The organism is Epilithonimonas hungarica (genome assembly GCF_900102265.1).
Classification (GTDB): domain Bacteria; phylum Bacteroidota; class Bacteroidia; order Flavobacteriales; family Weeksellaceae; genus Epilithonimonas; species Epilithonimonas hungarica.
Genome location: NZ_FNBH01000001.1, coordinates 288,173 through 301,588, shown reverse-complemented (window position 1 = coordinate 301,588; position 13,416 = coordinate 288,173). Strand labels below are relative to the sequence as shown.

The following is a 13,416-nucleotide window of genomic DNA, read 5'->3' as shown; positions in this document are numbered from 1 at the left end:
TGTATCAAATATTACTTACTAATGCCAAAAAAAATACTGGTCATTTATTATTCGCAAACGGGTCAATTAGAAGATATTGTAAAGAATATCGCAAGACCATTTGAAAATAAAAAAGACGAATATCAGGTCACATATTACAGCATCAAATTAAAAAATGACTTTCCTTTTCCTTGGCCAAGCGATGTCTTTTTCAATACATTTCCAGAATCCTATCTGCAAATCCCAAGTGAGATACTCCCTCCACCGGAAGACGTTCTGAACCAAAAATTTGACCTTATCCTTTTTGGATATCAGGTTTGGTATTTGACACCTTCGATTCCGATTATTTCATTTATGAAAAGCGGTTATGCAGAAAATATTTTGAAAGATACTCCTGTTGTTACCATTTCCGGAACCAGAAATATGTGGATGCTTTCTCAGGAAAAACTGAAAGTCTACCTGCGTGACCTCAGAGCTCAATTAGTTGGAAACATCGCGTTGGTTGACAGGCACGACAACTATACCAGCGTGCTTACCATTCTACGTTGGTTAACGACCGGCCAGAAAGAAAAATCCGGAATTTTACCCGCTGCCGGAATTTCTGATAAAGAAATTGATGGTTCTGTAAAGTATGGTAAGATTATTGAAGAGCATTTTCGCAATAATAATTTAAAGAATCTCCAGCCCGATCTGGTAAAAAACGGAGCGGTAGAGATAAGGCCTTTTCTGGTAAGAGTAGAAAAAGTCGGGAACAAAATCTTTACCGTCTGGTCCAATCTTATCATCAAGAAAAAAGAAAAGCGTCCATTGCTGATAAAATTCTTTAAGGTATATTTGATGGCGGCGATCTGGATCATTTCTCCAATCGTTCTAGTTTTCCATATACTACTAGCGCCGTTATTGTGGTTTAAAAGAAAAAAACAAAGAGAATATTTACAAGGAATTAATTTAAAATAGAAAATGAGTAACGTATATATCACCAAATCTTCTACATACCTGCCAAACGAACCGATTGCTAATGACGATATGGAAACTTATCTTGGTCTGGTAAACAATACACCCTCCAAAGCAAGAGCATTGATCCTAAGAAACAATCAGATCAAAACCAGATATTACGCTTTGGACAAAAACGGAAATCCAACCCATACCAACGCCCAGATCACAGCCAATGCGATCAATGGACTTTTTGATGAGAGTTTCAAAAAAGAGGATATGGAACTATTATCTTGCGGGACAACTTCTGCAGACCAGATTCAGCCGTCTCACGCATCTATGGTCCACGGTGAATTGGGTATGAAAAGATCTGTTGAGATCAATACTTCTATGGGACTTTGCAACTCGGGGATGAATGCGCTTAACTATGGTTTCCTATCTGTAAAAGCTGGTGTAAAAAACAATGCAGTTTGTGTAGGTTCCGAAAGATTTTCTTCCTGGATGACAGCGGACAAATTCGACCACGAAGCAGAAAACCTGAAATTACTGGAAGAAAGACCAATTGTTGCTTTCAAAAGAGAATTTTTAAGATGGATGCTTTCTGACGGTGCCGGTGCGTTTCTGTTGGAAAACAAACCAAGAGAAAACCAAACTTCTTTGAGGATCGAATGGATCGATTTCTATTCTTACGCTCACGAGATCGAAGCCTGTATGTATTCCGGATGTGAAAAACAGGAAGACGGAAGTCTGAGATCCTGGGCAGATTATCCTTCTGACGAGTGGTTGAAGCAATCGATCTTTGCTTTGAAACAAGACACAAAGATCCTGGACCAATACATCCTTGTAAAGGGTGCACAGAGTTTGAGAGCATCTTTTGACAAACACGAGCTGGACCCGGAATCTGTAGATCACGTGCTGGCACACATTTCTTCCGGTTATTTCAAAGATGGATTGAAAGAAGAATTTGCAAAAGTTGGCTTAGATTTTCCTTGGGAAAAATGGTTCTATAATCTTTCCGAGGTTGGGAACATCGGTGCTGGATCCATCTTCATCGCTGTGGAACAACTGATGAATTCCGGAAAACTAAAAAAAGGAGAAAGAATTCTTCTTTGTGTTCCGGAAAGTGGAAGATTCGCTTATTCTTGTGCATTATTGACAGTTTGTTAATGGAAAACTTGTTACCAAATTCTGACAAAGATTTCATAGGAAACCTGATACCTCAAAGGTTCCCTTTTGTAATGGTAGGTGGACTTCTGGAATATTCGGAAAATCATTTGATTTCCGAATTTGTCATTAAGGAAGATAATATTTTTGTTAATGAAAATACATTTCAGGCTTCCGGTTTGATTGAACATCAGGCGCAGAGCGTGGCTTTGCATACGGGCTATAAATATTTTCTTTTAGGCAAAGAATCTCCGACAGGTTACATCGGCGCTATCAAATCTTTTGAAGCAGAAATTTTACCTCAAATTGGAGACGTATTGAAATCGGAAGCGACCATTATTAATGAAATGATGGGCGTAACACTGGTAGAGATCATTACTAAAATCAATGATAAAGTGATTGCAAAATCGCAGATGAAAACCGTTGTGAAATAATTTTAAATGGAACTGAAAGACGAAAGCTTGATCAACATCCACGATTTTCTGCCTCATCGCGAACCAATGCTGATGACGGATTATATTCTGGAATTGACAGAAGATAAAGTCATCACATCATTTAAAATTACCCAAGACAATATTTTTGTTTCTGATAATAAATTTATTGAAGCCGGATTAATAGAAAATCTGGCGCAGACATGCTCATCAATCCTCGGGCAAAGTTTTTTCCAGAATCCGAATGTTGAAACAAAAGTGATTGGTTTCATTACAAATATCAAAAAAATAGAAATTTTTACATTGCCGAAAGTTGACGATATCATCATCTCAAAAGCGTCACTGATCTCTCAGTTTGAAAACATCTGCAACATTTTTTGCGAAACTTTTCTTAACGATCAAATATTAATCAGAGCCGAAATTAATTTGTTTATTCAGGAAGTAAAACAATAACGATGAAAAAGCAAGACATTCCACAGGACGAAAGTAGTATGCAATCGGCAAATATGACCGAAATGTTATATGTGACGGATGAAAATAACAATTATACCACCGCTCAAAGCATTGGTTGGGAAGCCAAAAAAGCAGCCCTTGACGAATCGATGGCATTGATCAATGAGCGTATCGAAGAAGCCAGGCAAAATGTTGCCAGCAATATCGTAAGTCCAATTATCTATTTTATGGAATTGAATAAAATGGATCTGCAGGTTCTTGCTGCGTATGTTGACAAATGGCAATGGACTGTGAAAAGACACGCAAAACCAAAAAATTTCAAAAAACTCAGCGATTCTACCCTGAAAAAATATGCAGATGCATTTGGGATTTCGGTAGACGAATTAAAAAACTTCGACGGTAAATAACAATGAAGATCAACTTTGAACACCACCAAACCGCTCACTGCGAAAACGGTGTTGCCTCCAACTTACTTTTAAATAAAGGGTTAAAACTCAGCGAACCAATGATTTTCGGAATCGGTTCCGGATTATTTTTTGTGTATTTGCCTTTCCTGAAAGTAAATTTTGCACCGGGATTCAGCTACCGTCCAATGCCAGGAGCGATTTTCAGCAAAGCCGCAAAAAGACTGGGCATTAAAATCAAAAGACAGAAATTCTCCAATCCCAAAGATGCACAAACCGCTTTAGAGAAAAATTTAGAACAGAATATCCCGACAGGATTGCAGGTTGGAGTTTTCAACCTGACTTATTTTCCTGAAGAATACAAATTCCATTTCAACGCACACAACCTTGTGGTTTATGGCAAAGAAAACGGAAGATTTTTAATCAGCGACCCTGTAATGGATTTCGCCACTTCCCTTTCCGAAGCCGAACTGGAAAAAGTACGTTACGCAAAAGGCGCATTGCCACCAAAAGGCCATATGTACTTCCCGACTTACATTCCGGAAACTGTTAATCTGGAAGAAGCAATTAAAAAAGGAATAAAAGACACCTGCAAAAACATGCTGGCTCCCGTTCCGATTATCGGTGTAAAAGCAATGCGTTGGGTAGCAAAAAGCATCCCGAAATGGGCAGAGAAAAAAGGAACGAAAGTAACCAATCATTATCTTGGCCAGCTCATCAGAATGCAGGAGGAAATCGGAACCGGCGGTGGCGGATTCAGGTTTATTTATGGTGCTTTTTTACAGGAAGCCGCTGTCATTCTTAAAAATGATGAGCTGAAAGAACTTTCAAAGGAAATCACAACAATCGGCGACCTTTGGAGAGATTTCGCGGTGGATATTGCGAGAGTTTACAAGAACAGAAATTCGAAAAGTGATATTTATAATCAGCTTTCAAAATCGATGCTTCATATTGCTGATTTGGAAGAAGCTTTTTATAAGAAACTGAGAAAAGCGATTTAGTTTGGAGAATATTATAGAAATAAAAAATCTTTACAAGAAATATCAAAATGCAGAAGAATTTTCTGTCAATGATATTTCTTTAAATATATCTAAAAACGAGATCTACGGAATTCTCGGTCCCAACGGAGCCGGAAAAACTACGTTGATTTCTATGCTTTCCGGTTTGATCAAACCAACTTCAGGAAGTTTTACCATCAACGGACTTTCTCCTCAGAAAAACAGCACAAAACTGAAACAGATTATTGGCGTTGTTCCACAGGAATATGCGCTTTATCCGACTTTGACCGCTAAAGAAAACCTGATGTTTTTTGGAAGCTTGTATGGTTTAAGTCACAAAAAATTAAGAGATACCATCGATGAATCTTTAGAATTGATGGGCTTATCAAAATTTGCAGATAAAAAAGTCGACCAGTTTTCAGGAGGAATGAAACGCCGTTGCAACCTGATTGCAGGAACGCTTCACAATCCGAAAGTTCTGTTTCTGGACGAACCGACAGTTGGTGTTGATGTACAATCCAAAAAAGCGATTATTGATTATCTTTTAGATTTAAATAAAAAAGGAACGTGCATTATTTACACTTCGCACCACTTATCGGAAGCGGAAGAATTTTGTACTCAAATCGCGATTATCGACCACGGAAAAATTCACGCAACCGGAACACCTGAAGAACTAGTACAAAGAGTTGCCAATGCAGAAAACCTGGAAGACGTTTTCATATCATTAACCGGAAAAGAACTGAGAGATGTTGTATAAATTGTGGAGAAGTTTTTTTAAGGAAATCCTTTTACTTAAGCGCGATATTGGAGGAATTGTCATTATATTTCTAATGCCTTTGCTGCTGATCATTACCATTACATTGATTCAGGATTCGACGTTTAAAAATCTGGAAGGCTCAAAAATCCCGATTATTTTCATCGACAACGACCATTCTGAAATTTCAAAAAAAATAGAATCCGAACTGAAAGCCAGCAAAAGTTTCCAGCTTTTGCCCAATTATAACGAAAATTCGGCTAAAGAAGCTGTGTTTTCCGGTGATTATCAGATGGCGATTGTGATTCCTCAGAATCTGACGAAAGATATCAATTCAAATATCGATTCAAAAGTTCAGACGATTGTAAGTTCTTTTGGTTTGGAAGCGGATTCGACAGCAACAAAACCCGTAGCCTCAAAAGCCAAGGATATTCATTTATATTTTGACCCTGCAACCAATGCCGGATTCAAAAATTCGGTAATGAATGCCATCAACAAAATGGTTTTTGAGATCGAGAATAAAAAAATCTACAAAGCGTTTCAAGACCAACTGGGAACAACGGAAGATTTGGATAACAAGAGTTTGATCACTTTTAAAGAAATCGTTCCGAAATCTGCTTTTGAAGTTAAACCCAACTCGGTTCAGCACAATGTTCCGGCTTGGGCGTTGTTTGCGATTTTCTTCATTGTCGTGCCTTTGTCGATTAATTTAGTTAAAGAAAAAAGTCAGGGAACGAGCGTGAGAGTTCGTGTAAGTCCGACGCCGTATTATATTCATATTTTAGGAAAAACATTTACGTATCTGATCATCTGCGTCATCCAGTTTTTACTGATGGTAGCCATTGGAGTCTGGCTTTTCCCGTATATGGATTTACCACAATTTGACGTGACCGGAAAAATGTTCAATCTCCTCATCGTCACTTTGTTTGCAGGTTTAGCAGCCATTGGCTTCGGGATTTTACTGGGAACCGTTGCCGATACTCAGGAACAGTCTGCCCCGTTTGGTGCAACTTCCGTAGTTGTTTTGGCAGCGATCGGAGGAATCTGGGTTCCGGTATTTTTAATGCCTGAATTTATGCAGTCTATAGCAAAGTTCTCTCCTATGAATTGGGGGTTGAATGCCTACTATGACATCATATTACGAAACAGCGGAATCGGTGGAATTGCTAAAGAGCTGATTTTCTTATTTTTATTCTATCTTGCAATGGTCGGGATATCATTAATTTACGAAAGAAAACAAAATGCAGTCTAAGGAAAATTTAACTTGTACAGAAGAAGTTCGTGTAAGGTTCAACGAAACAGACCCTTTGGGAATTGTTTGGCACGGGCATTACATCGTGTATTTTGAAGACGGTAGAGAAGCTTTTGGAAGACAGCATGGCCTAACGTATCTTGATATCCAGAAAGCGGGTTATGTCACACCCATTGTGAAAAGCACCTGCGAACATTTTTTACCATTAAAATATGGAGAGACCTTTAAAATTGTAACAACTTTCGTGAATTCAACTTCAGCGAAATTAATTTATAAATACGAACTTTTTAACGAAGAAAATAAATTGGTTTGTTCAGGAGAAACGGTTCAGGTTTTTCTTGATTCCGACAACAATTTATGCTTATATAATCCTGAGTTTTTTCAGGCCTGGAAAGATAAAATGGGATTATCATGAGGAAGGAAATTTACATCACAGATTACAACTGCGTCACACCTTTAGGTTTTGATGTTTCTTCAAACTGGAATGCCCTTTTGAAAGGAAAATCAGGCGTAGCTTTACATAAAATCATAGAAAATCAGGAACCTTTTTATGCTTCCATGATTGATTCTGAAAAACTGGAAGAAGAATTTTACCGATGCTTTGACGAAACTCAGAAAAAAAATTTCACAAGGCTTGAAAAAATGTTTTTATTAAGCTTAAAGCCTTTGGTTGAAAGACATTCTATTTCAGATGAAACGGCTTTTATTTTATCAACCACAAAGGGGAACATTAGTTTATTAAAAAATAAGACAGCTTTACCAGAGGGTGTTTTTCTTTCAAATTTAGCCCAAAAATTAGCTGATTTTTTCGGATTTAAAACTAAACCGATTGTTGTTTCTAATGCATGCGTTTCTGGAGTGATGGCGATTGCCGTCTCAAAGAACATGATTCAGGCAGGAAAGTATAAAGATGCTTTTGTAATTGCCGGAGATGAAATTTCAGAATTTGTGGTTTCAGGCTTCAATTCTTTCCAGGCAATCGGAACTGAAATTTGCAGACCTTACGATAAAAACCGTGACGGAATCAATATTGGTGAAGCGGCGGCGGCTGTTTATATAACTTCAGAATTGAATCAAAACGAAAAATTTAGTTTTAAAATTTTAGGAGATTCAGCAATTAATGATGCGAACCATATTTCAGGCCCCTCAAGAACCGGTGACGGATTATTTGCAAGCATCAAAAATGCAATGACAGAAGCCAATATTCCGGTAGAAAAAATTGATTTTATTTCTGCACACGGAACGGCGACAATATACAACGACGAAATGGAAGCCATCGCTTTCAACAGAATGGAACTACAGAATGCTCCGCTGAACAGCATGAAAGGCTATTATGGCCATTGTTTGGGAGCTTCCGGGTTATTGGAAAGCATCATTTCTATGGAAAGTGCTTTGAAAAACACGTTAATTCCATCCAAAAATTTCGAGGAAACGGGAACTTCTCAATCGTTAAATATTATTAAAGAAAACAAACCCGCAGAAATCAAATATATTTTGAAAACGGCTTCAGGTTTTGGTGGGTGTAATGCAGCAATTGTTTTGGAAAAATGTTAAAATGAAACCCATGAAAAAAACAGACATCTGCACCATAGAACATTCAAAAATCAATCTCAACAACGAGATTATTTTTGAAACCCAAACTGAAAGCTTTTCAGATTTTGCGAAAGAAGCTTACAAAACTTTAGAATTGAATTATCCGAAATTTCACAAAATGGATAACTTAAGTAAACTCGCTTTTCTTGCTTCTGAAATGATTTTAAAAAATGGCGATCATAGCAGAACTGCATTGATTTTCGCTAATAAGTCATCAAGTTTAGACACCGATTTTAAATATCAGGAAAGCATCAATTCTCAGGAAAATTATTTTCCGAGTCCTGCAGTTTTCGTCTATACTTTACCAAACATTTGCGTTGGTGAAATCAGTATTAAACATAAAATGCAGACAGAGAATGCTTTTTTTGTTTTAGACGAATTGGATGAAGAATTTTTAAACAATTATGCGGAACAGATCTTGCAGTCTGGAAAAGCCGAAAAAGTATTGTGCGGCTGGGTAGAGCTATATCAGGAAAGTTATAATGCTTTTGTATATTTGCTAAACAAGTAAAAAATCAAACTATCAATATCAAAGTGTATCAGACCAAGAATCTATACATTGACAAATAAAAATTATGAGCGACTTAAAATTAGAATTAAAAAACAAAATCGTAGAAGTTCTTAACCTGGAAGATGTTTCTGTAGACGAGATCAAAGATACAGATCCATTATTCGGAGGAGGTCTTGGATTGGATTCCATCGATGCTTTGGAACTGATCGTCCTTCTTGAAAAGGAATACGGAATCAAATTATCTGACCCGAAAAAAGGGAAAGAAATCTTTCAATCTATAGAAGTGATGGCGAAATTCATTGAAGAAAATCGTACAAAATAGTTAATGAGTCAAGGAATTGCCATAACAGGAATGGGCATCATCTCCGCCATTGGAAACAATGTGGAGGAAAATCTGAGTTCGCTGAAATCTGGAAAACACGGAATCTCGGATATCAGGTTATTTGGAACACGTCATTCCGGGAATATAAAAACCGGTGAAATCAAATTATCTAATGAAGAATTGGTGCAAAAACTTCAGTTAAATGAAGATAATATTGCAACAAGAACTTCTTTATTAGGAATGGTCGCAGCAAAGGAAGCTGTAGAAACTGCCAGAATTTTTGATATTAATGAATACAGAACGGGACTAATTTCATCAACCAGCGTCGGCGGAATGGATGTTACCGAAAAATATTTCTACTCTTACGAAGACTTCCCTGAAAAGCAAAAATATATTGACTCTCACGATGCCGGAAATTCATCATTACTGATTGCAGATTATCTTGGCTTGAAAGGCATGGTTTCGACCATCAGTACAGCTTGTTCATCTGCTGCAAATGCAATTATGATGGGGGCAAAACTGATCAAAAATGGTGTTCTTGACCGTGCAATTGTCGGCGGGACAGATTCTCTTTCAAAATTCACGCTGAATGGTTTCAACACATTGATGATTCTGACAGATTCCTACAACACACCTTTCGACAACGACAGAAAAGGTCTGAATCTGGGTGAAGCAGCCGCTTTCATCGTTCTGGAATCGGATGAAGTCGTGAAAAAAGAAAACAAAAAAGTTCTCGGCTATCTTTCGGGATACGGAAACGCGAACGATGCTCATCACCAAACTGCTTCTTCGGAAAACGGACAAGGCGCATTTCTGGCAATGGAAAAAGCGTTGAAAGTTTCCGGTTTAGATAAAGAAAGTATTGATTATATCAATGTTCACGGAACAGCGACTCCAAATAATGATTTATCAGAAGGAATTGCGATGATTCGAATTTTTGGAGAAAACAATGTACCGGAATTCAGCTCTACGAAAGCCTTTACTGGCCATACTTTGGCGGCGGCGGCGGGAATTGAAGCGGTGTATTCCTTATTAGCCATTCAAAATAATATCATTTTCCCAAATTTGAATTTTAAAACAAAAATGGAAGAATTTGATTTGACGCCTGTGACAGAACTCAAAGAGAAAAATATTAACCATGTTCTTTCCAATTCATTTGGTTTTGGAGGAAATTGTTCAACCTTAATTTTCTCAAAACCATGAGTGTAGTTTACATCAACAGTGCAGCCTGCATCTCGGTTCAGGACACTTTAAATGAAAATTTTTTCCAAAATTTACAACCTGAAAATTCGACTCAGGTTTTAAAAGCTATAGAACCCAATTACAAAGAATTCATTCCGCCCGCAGCGAGCAGAAGAATGTCTAAAACGGTAAAAATGAGCTCCGTAGCATCACAATATGCTTTAAAGGAAGCCGGAATAGAAAATCCTGACGCCATCATTGTAGGAACAGGGATGGGATGCTCCCAGGATTCTGAAAAGTTTTTAAAAAATGTAATTGATAATAATGAAGAGTTTCTGACTCCTACATTTTTTATTCAATCCACTCACAATACTGTGGCGGGGCAAATCGCTTTGGGATTGCAGTGTCACGGCTACAATTTTACGTATGTCAACAGTTCATCTTCGCTCGAATTTTCAATGCTGGATGCAAAACTTCAGATTTTAGATGGAGAAGCAGAAAATGTTTTGGTAGGCTCAACAGACGAACAAACCGAAAGAACGATGGAATTGTACAAACTAAACAATACCATAAAAAAAGAAGAAAATCTTCCGGTTGATTTTTTGAATTCGAAAACTGATGGTGTGATCTGGGGCGAAGGTTCAAGCTTTTTTGTTTTGGGAAAAGACAAAACTGAAGATTCTTACGCTGAACTAAAAGATATTCAAATCGTTAACACATTAGATCTAGATAAAACACGACAATTTATTGAGGTGTTTTTAGCTAAAAACAATTTAACGACGAATGATATTGATGCTGTGATTTTAGGTTTTAGCGGAGATTCAAAATCTGATACTTATTATCAAAATGCATCAGAATTATTTCCAGATTCTTCTTTATTATATTACAAACATTTAAGTGGAGAATTCAATACGTCAAGTGGATTTTCAACATTCCTGGCTTGTCATATCCTGAAAAATCAGGAAATTCCGGAAATGATGATGATCAATTCTGTAAAAAAAGAAGAATTCAAAAACATTCTTCTTTACAATCATCTTGGAGGAAACGACCATAGTTTGGTCTTGCTGGAGAAAGCTTAAACAATAATAGATGAAACATTATTCATTCATCATACTTTATCTTTTTTGGAACATCTTCATTTATGTTTTCAATGGAAGTGTCTGGATGTACATTTTCTGTTTCATTCTCTTTTCAGCAACGGTAGTTTGGGGGTCTTTTGATATTCAGTTAAAATATTTCATTAATTCAATCACTCAAAAAAGAACAAAAATCAAAGAAATTGCTTTGACTTTTGACGACGGTCCAACTGAATTTACTCCGAAATTTTTAGATCTATTAAAAGAAAATAACATACAAGCAACTTTCTTCTGCATCGGGAAACAGATCGAGAAATATCCGGAGACTTTCCAGAGAATTATCGCAGAAGGTCATTCGGTTGGGAATCACACTTTTTCACATTCCAATAACACCGGATTTTTATCGGGTGCAAGAATGATTGAGGAAATTGAAAAATGTGATAACGTAATTTCTAAAATCGGAAACATCAAAACCAATTTATATAGACCTCCTTTCGGTGTTACCAATCCCAACATTGCAAAAGCCATAAAAAAAACCAAGAGAAAAAGTATTGGCTGGAATGTCCGGTCTCTTGATACGGTGATTGACGACGAAAAGAAAATCTATAACAGGATCACGAAAAATCTCAATAAAGGAAGCATTATTCTGCTTCACGACACTTCGGAGAAAACCTACAACGTTTTGGTAGATTTATTGCTATTTTTGGGACGTGAAAAGTATTCGACCTTCACAATTGATTCAATGAATAATTCTAAAAATAATGATTAAGAATATAGCTTTCGGTGCATTTTTATTAATTTCAAGTTTCGTTTTCTCACAAAATACCTCAATGTCTTCTGCAGAAGCTAAAGTATTTGTGACGAAAGTTTCTTCTGAAACCAAAGAAATCAAAACTTTGCAGGCAGATTTTACTCAAACAAAAAAAATGGATTTTCTGGATAAAAGCATTGTGACTTATGGAAAAATGTCTTTGAAGTCTCCGAATATGCTGAGCTGGAAATACATAAAACCCTACCAATACAGTATTGTTTTCAAAGAAAACAAAATCTTTATCAACGACCAAGGGAAAAAATCTTCTGTTGATGCTAAAAGTAAAACCTTTGAAAAAATCAATAAACTGATTGTCGGAAGTTCCAACGGACAAATGTTCAACGACCCGGAATTTTCTGTGAGCTATTTTAAAAATGCGAATTTCAACATCGCTAAATTCACTCCAAAGTCTGCTCAATTATTGAAGTACATCAAGCAAATAGAACTGCAGTTCCCGAAAAACGAATCGACGGTTTCTCAGGTTAATATGACAGAAGCATCGGGAGATACTACGAATATTGTTTTCAAAAACACAAAAATCAATGCGCCGATTTCTGCTTCAGAGTTTTCTTTATAGTCTGCTTTTTTTCTTGTTTGTTTCGTGCAAAACTTACAAACTTACAAACGTAAAATCTATTTCAAATTCTGAAACAACGGTTGAAAATCTTTATTTTTCATCCAATGAAGATTATGTTTATAAATGTCAAATGGATATTTATAACAATCACGTTAGCGGAATTTTAATCATTAAGAAGATTGGCCAAACAACACATCGCGTTGTAATAACATCAGATTTTGGAAACAAGCTAATTGATTTTGAGATTTCTGATAATGATTTTAAACTCAATTATGTTCTTCCTGATCTGGATAAAAAATTGGTGATTAATTTCTTAAAAAATGATTTTCAACGATTGCTAAAAAGAGAATACCCGGTCGCAGAAAGTTTTGAAGACGATAATTCTAAGATTTATCTTTCCAAAATCGAGGGTCAATCTTATTATTTATTCTATAACAAGGATAATTCTCTATTGAAAAAAGTGATTTACACAAAGAACAACAAGGAAAAAATCGATTTTACTTTTGATGCGAAAAAACATATCTTCGCAGATAGTATTGATTTACAACACAAAGATTTTAACATCAACATCAAACTATTTCAAATCACGGATACCGAATAATTATGCAGAGCATTCTTAATGATTTTTACGCTGTTACCTCTCACGAAAAGACAGAAAAAGGTTTTACGGCAAATATTACTTTAAACAAAGACCACCAAATTTTCAATGGTCATTTCCCGGGAAATCCAGTTACTCCAGGTGTTTGTATGATGCAGATCGTGAAAGATCTCACGGAAGAATTTACCAATTCTAAACTGTTTTTAAAGTCTGCTTCTAATGTAAAGTTTATGGCCATCATTAATCCATTCGAAACACCGGATTTGGTTTTAGAATTGGACATCAATGAGAACGAAGACGAAATAAAAGTAAAAAACACCACCACTTTTGGCGAAACTATTGCATTGAAATTATCAGTTACCTATAAAAAATTATAGT

At 36.4% G+C, this 13,416-nt stretch carries 18 protein-coding genes; all 18 read left to right on the top strand.

All coding sequences use genetic code 11. The features are described from left to right. Positions 1 to 21: 21 nt before the first annotated feature. The 18 genes from BLT30_RS01390 (at position 22) to BLT30_RS01305 (ending at position 13,415) form a co-directional block, all read left to right on the top strand. Entirely contained in the window at positions 22 to 936 is a 915-nt protein-coding gene (locus BLT30_RS01390) for a hypothetical protein (RefSeq protein WP_089870790.1), read from the top strand. Positions 937 to 939: 3 nt separating this feature from the next. After that, complete coding sequence (locus tag BLT30_RS01385; protein WP_089870788.1) at positions 940 to 2,079, top strand: dialkylresorcinol biosynthesis protein DarB; 1,140 nt, start codon at positions 940 to 942, stop codon at positions 2,077 to 2,079. Beyond that, the gene (locus BLT30_RS01380; protein ID WP_089870786.1) at positions 2,079 to 2,510 is read left to right on the top strand and encodes a hotdog family protein; all 432 of its coding nucleotides are present in this window, start codon (positions 2,079 to 2,081) and stop codon (positions 2,508 to 2,510) included. The genes BLT30_RS01385 and BLT30_RS01380 overlap by 1 nt, the downstream gene beginning before the upstream one ends. Positions 2,511 to 2,516: 6 nt before the next feature. Continuing rightward, positions 2,517 to 2,960, top strand: coding sequence for a hotdog family protein (locus BLT30_RS01375; protein ID WP_089870784.1), 444 nt, complete (start codon positions 2,517 to 2,519; stop codon positions 2,958 to 2,960). A gap of 2 nt (positions 2,961 to 2,962) precedes the next feature. Continuing rightward, entirely contained in the window at positions 2,963 to 3,367 is a 405-nt protein-coding gene (locus tag BLT30_RS01370) for a flexirubin biosynthesis protein DarG (RefSeq protein WP_089870782.1), read from the top strand. 2 nt (positions 3,368 to 3,369) lie between these two features. Next, on the top strand, positions 3,370 to 4,365 hold the full coding sequence (locus BLT30_RS01365) for a BtrH-related acyltransferase DarH (RefSeq protein WP_089870781.1): 996 nt from the start codon (positions 3,370 to 3,372) through the stop codon (positions 4,363 to 4,365). A 1-nt stretch (position 4,366) separates the two neighbouring features. After that, positions 4,367 to 5,119, top strand: coding sequence for an ABC transporter ATP-binding protein (locus BLT30_RS01360; protein WP_027383425.1), 753 nt, complete (start codon positions 4,367 to 4,369; stop codon positions 5,117 to 5,119). Beyond that, complete coding sequence (locus BLT30_RS01355; RefSeq protein ID WP_089870778.1) at positions 5,109 to 6,368, top strand: ABC transporter permease; 1,260 nt, start codon at positions 5,109 to 5,111, stop codon at positions 6,366 to 6,368. The genes BLT30_RS01360 and BLT30_RS01355 overlap by 11 nt, the downstream gene beginning before the upstream one ends. Next, positions 6,358 to 6,783: an acyl-CoA thioesterase gene (locus BLT30_RS01350; RefSeq protein ID WP_089870776.1), complete on the top strand. Its 426-nt coding sequence runs from the start codon at positions 6,358 to 6,360 to the stop codon at positions 6,781 to 6,783. Before BLT30_RS01355 ends, BLT30_RS01350 begins: the two co-directional genes overlap by 11 nt. Continuing rightward, a complete protein-coding gene (locus BLT30_RS01345) occupies positions 6,780 to 7,922 on the top strand; it encodes a beta-ketoacyl synthase N-terminal-like domain-containing protein (RefSeq protein ID WP_089870774.1) in 1,143 nt (380 codons plus the stop codon). The genes BLT30_RS01350 and BLT30_RS01345 overlap by 4 nt, the downstream gene beginning before the upstream one ends. A 10-nt stretch (positions 7,923 to 7,932) precedes the next feature. Continuing rightward, positions 7,933 to 8,472, top strand: coding sequence for a 3-oxoacyl-ACP synthase (locus BLT30_RS01340; protein WP_089872838.1), 540 nt, complete (start codon positions 7,933 to 7,935; stop codon positions 8,470 to 8,472). Positions 8,473 to 8,536: 64 nt separating this feature from the next. Then, the gene (locus tag BLT30_RS01335) at positions 8,537 to 8,794 is read left to right on the top strand and encodes a phosphopantetheine-binding protein (protein ID WP_027383430.1); all 258 of its coding nucleotides are present in this window, start codon (positions 8,537 to 8,539) and stop codon (positions 8,792 to 8,794) included. A 3-nt stretch (positions 8,795 to 8,797) separates the two neighbouring features. Further along, positions 8,798 to 9,997, top strand: a complete 1,200-nt coding sequence (locus tag BLT30_RS01330; protein ID WP_089870772.1) for a beta-ketoacyl-[acyl-carrier-protein] synthase family protein — start codon at positions 8,798 to 8,800, stop codon at positions 9,995 to 9,997. Next, positions 9,994 to 11,055, top strand: a complete 1,062-nt coding sequence (locus tag BLT30_RS01325; protein ID WP_089870770.1) for a beta-ketoacyl synthase N-terminal-like domain-containing protein — start codon at positions 9,994 to 9,996, stop codon at positions 11,053 to 11,055. The genes BLT30_RS01330 and BLT30_RS01325 overlap by 4 nt, the downstream gene beginning before the upstream one ends. Positions 11,056 to 11,065: 10 nt before the next feature. Next, the gene (locus tag BLT30_RS01320) at positions 11,066 to 11,821 is read left to right on the top strand and encodes a polysaccharide deacetylase family protein (protein WP_089870769.1); all 756 of its coding nucleotides are present in this window, start codon (positions 11,066 to 11,068) and stop codon (positions 11,819 to 11,821) included. Further along, complete coding sequence (locus tag BLT30_RS01315) at positions 11,814 to 12,440, top strand: flexirubin biosynthesis/transport protein LolA2 (protein ID WP_089870767.1); 627 nt, start codon at positions 11,814 to 11,816, stop codon at positions 12,438 to 12,440. Before BLT30_RS01320 ends, BLT30_RS01315 begins: the two co-directional genes overlap by 8 nt. Then, on the top strand, positions 12,406 to 13,041 hold the full coding sequence (locus BLT30_RS01310) for a flexirubin biosynthesis protein LolB2 (protein WP_089870765.1): 636 nt from the start codon (positions 12,406 to 12,408) through the stop codon (positions 13,039 to 13,041). Before BLT30_RS01315 ends, BLT30_RS01310 begins: the two co-directional genes overlap by 35 nt. A gap of 2 nt (positions 13,042 to 13,043) precedes the next feature. Further along, positions 13,044 to 13,415: an ApeI family dehydratase gene (locus BLT30_RS01305; protein WP_089870763.1), complete on the top strand. Its 372-nt coding sequence runs from the start codon at positions 13,044 to 13,046 to the stop codon at positions 13,413 to 13,415. Position 13,416: the final 1 nt, after the last annotated feature.

Excerpts from the sequence above, each read along its gene's own strand:
- BLT30_RS01365 (WP_089870781.1), top strand. The coding sequence starts at position 3,370 with ATGAAGATCAACTTTGAACACCACCAAACCGCTCACTGCGAAAACGGT.
- BLT30_RS01325 (WP_089870770.1), top strand. The coding sequence starts at position 9,994 with ATGAGTGTAGTTTACATCAACAGTGCAGCCTGCATCTCGGTTCAGGAC.
- BLT30_RS01305 (WP_089870763.1), top strand. The coding sequence starts at position 13,044 with ATGCAGAGCATTCTTAATGATTTTTACGCTGTTACCTCTCACGAAAAG.
- BLT30_RS01380 (WP_089870786.1), top strand. The coding sequence starts at position 2,079 with ATGGAAAACTTGTTACCAAATTCTGACAAAGATTTCATAGGAAACCTG.
- BLT30_RS01320 (WP_089870769.1), top strand. The coding sequence starts at position 11,066 with ATGAAACATTATTCATTCATCATACTTTATCTTTTTTGGAACATCTTC.
- BLT30_RS01345 (WP_089870774.1), top strand. The coding sequence starts at position 6,780 with ATGAGGAAGGAAATTTACATCACAGATTACAACTGCGTCACACCTTTA.
- BLT30_RS01330 (WP_089870772.1), top strand. The coding sequence starts at position 8,798 with ATGAGTCAAGGAATTGCCATAACAGGAATGGGCATCATCTCCGCCATT.
- BLT30_RS01390 (WP_089870790.1), top strand. The coding sequence starts at position 22 with ATGCCAAAAAAAATACTGGTCATTTATTATTCGCAAACGGGTCAATTA.
- BLT30_RS01335 (WP_027383430.1), top strand. The coding sequence starts at position 8,537 with ATGAGCGACTTAAAATTAGAATTAAAAAACAAAATCGTAGAAGTTCTT.
- BLT30_RS01355 (WP_089870778.1), top strand. The coding sequence starts at position 5,109 with ATGTTGTATAAATTGTGGAGAAGTTTTTTTAAGGAAATCCTTTTACTT.
- BLT30_RS01340 (WP_089872838.1), top strand. The coding sequence starts at position 7,933 with ATGAAAAAAACAGACATCTGCACCATAGAACATTCAAAAATCAATCTC.
- BLT30_RS01350 (WP_089870776.1), top strand. The coding sequence starts at position 6,358 with ATGCAGTCTAAGGAAAATTTAACTTGTACAGAAGAAGTTCGTGTAAGG.
- BLT30_RS01370 (WP_089870782.1), top strand. The coding sequence starts at position 2,963 with ATGAAAAAGCAAGACATTCCACAGGACGAAAGTAGTATGCAATCGGCA.
- BLT30_RS01310 (WP_089870765.1), top strand. The coding sequence starts at position 12,406 with ATGCGCCGATTTCTGCTTCAGAGTTTTCTTTATAGTCTGCTTTTTTTC.
- BLT30_RS01315 (WP_089870767.1), top strand. The coding sequence starts at position 11,814 with ATGATTAAGAATATAGCTTTCGGTGCATTTTTATTAATTTCAAGTTTC.
- BLT30_RS01375 (WP_089870784.1), top strand. The coding sequence starts at position 2,517 with ATGGAACTGAAAGACGAAAGCTTGATCAACATCCACGATTTTCTGCCT.
- BLT30_RS01385 (WP_089870788.1), top strand. The coding sequence starts at position 940 with ATGAGTAACGTATATATCACCAAATCTTCTACATACCTGCCAAACGAA.